This is a genomic window from Streptomyces sp. NPDC002130, assembly GCF_040296465.1.
In the GTDB taxonomy this organism is placed as follows: Bacteria; Actinomycetota; Actinomycetes; order Streptomycetales; family Streptomycetaceae; genus Streptomyces.
Map to the genome: position 1 here is coordinate 1 of NZ_JBEOXI010000789.1, position 1,500 is coordinate 1,500.

The 1,500-nt window shown below is 62.4% G+C and carries 2 protein-coding genes and 1 pseudogene; 2 read left to right on the top strand and 1 reads right to left on the bottom strand.

The genetic code is table 11. The annotated features are described in order from the left end of the window. Window positions 1-68: 68 nt before the first annotated feature. Window positions 69-650, top strand: a complete 582-nt coding sequence (locus ABT116_RS45550) for an alkaline phosphatase family protein (RefSeq protein WP_351646985.1) — start codon at window positions 69-71, stop codon at window positions 648-650. Here ABT116_RS45550 and ABT116_RS45555 read toward each other — a convergent pair. Next, window positions 636-1,397: a lipid II flippase MurJ gene (locus tag ABT116_RS45555; RefSeq protein ID WP_351646989.1), complete on the bottom strand. Its 762-nt coding sequence runs from the start codon at window positions 1,395-1,397 to the stop codon at window positions 636-638. The genes ABT116_RS45550 and ABT116_RS45555 overlap by 15 nt on opposite strands. Before the next feature lie 8 nt (window positions 1,398-1,405). On the opposite strand from ABT116_RS45555, the pseudogene ABT116_RS45560 reads away from it, so the two are divergent. Further along, a pseudogene (locus tag ABT116_RS45560) lies at window positions 1,406-1,500 on the top strand (pyridoxamine 5'-phosphate oxidase family protein); the annotation flags it as partial.

A 1,500-nucleotide genomic window follows, 5' to 3' on the forward strand; every position in this document is an offset into this window, starting at 1 on the left:
ACCTATGTCTATTTCGTCCTGTACGGCACCTTGCTGGGCACCTGGGTGGTTAACATCCCCGCGGCACCGTGGCGGCGTCGAAATCTGCCGAACGGACGTTCACGTACTGCTACATCAGCGAGATCGACGCACTCGGCCACGTCTACGGACCCGAGTCCGAGCCGTGGATCTTCCAACTGATGCTTGTCGATCGACTGGTCGAACAACTCGCAGCCGCTCTCGGTCCGGACGTGAGATTGCTGGTGACGGCAGACCACGGAATGGTCGACGTGCTGGACGAGAACAAGATCGACTTCGACAACACCCCGATGCTGTCCAAAGACGTACTCGCCCTTGCCGGCGAGCCCCGGTGCCGGCACATCCACACCAGAGAAGGCGCTGCACAAGATGTTGCGGACCGCTGGCGCGCCGAACTGGGTGACCGCATGTGGATCGGGACCAGATCCGAGGGCATCGTCGCGGGATTGTTCGGGCCCGCAGTACATTCCGAGTATCACGGCCGGATCGGCGATGTCATCGCCATTGCTTCCGGAGACGTGGCGGTCGTTCGTCGATCGGTCGAATCGGGACTGTCCGGTCTCCGTGGACAGCACGGCGCCCTGACCCCGGACGAACTGCTGGTACCGCTCCTGTCCTCAGGACAGCAGTAGGGCTCGCGCCCGGCGAATCTCGGGAACGCCGACGACCTTGCATGCGCCCAACAGGACGACGACACCTACGGCCGCACCCGCCGACAATGAAATAGCAGCAGCAAGCCTGGGCTCGGGGATTCGGTTCTGAACCGCCACCACCAAAGCGAGCGCACAACCTCCTGCCAGAACTGCCGCTGTCGAAATTCTCCCGACGGTCGCCTGCACCCGACGGAATCCCAACAGCCCGTATCGCTTTCGAAGCAGGACGTGACCGAGCACCGCTCCGCACACGTAGGAGAACGAGCCGGCCGCACAGACGGCCAGGATCAGCGTTTCGTCACTCGCCGACAATGACGCAAGAAGAACGAGCGCCGTCTTTGCAACTACCATCACCACGGCTATCACCGCGGGAGTGCGGGTATTGTTGTCGGCGTAGAACACTCGTAGCTGAAGCATGACCATCGCAAAGGGCACCAACCCGAATGCACTGACTGCCACGGCCGTCCCGATCAACCGGGCACTACTGCCGTCGACCCGGCCGAAAAAGATCAGGGTGGTCAACGAGGGGCCGAACACCATGAGAGCCACCGTGACCGGAATCAACGCCACCACCGAATACCGGGCTCCCCGGCCGAGATCGGATACGACGCCGACGTCGTCACCCGCAGCAACCGACCTGGCGATCCGCGGCATCAGCACCGTCAACAACGACACACCGAGAATGCCGTACGCCACTTGAAACAGCAGATCCGCGTGCGTGTACATCGAGTAGATTCATGGCGTACGAGGAGGACCGGGACCTGCACGGCAAGCGGTTCGCCCGAGAGGACGACGCCTCACTCAGCGCGTACTTCGGCAAGAAGGAGCA

Coding starts and splice junctions, on each gene's coding strand:
- ABT116_RS45555 (WP_351646989.1), bottom strand. CDS start 1,397: ATGTACACGCACGCGGATCTGCTGTTTCAAGTGGCGTACGGCATTCTC.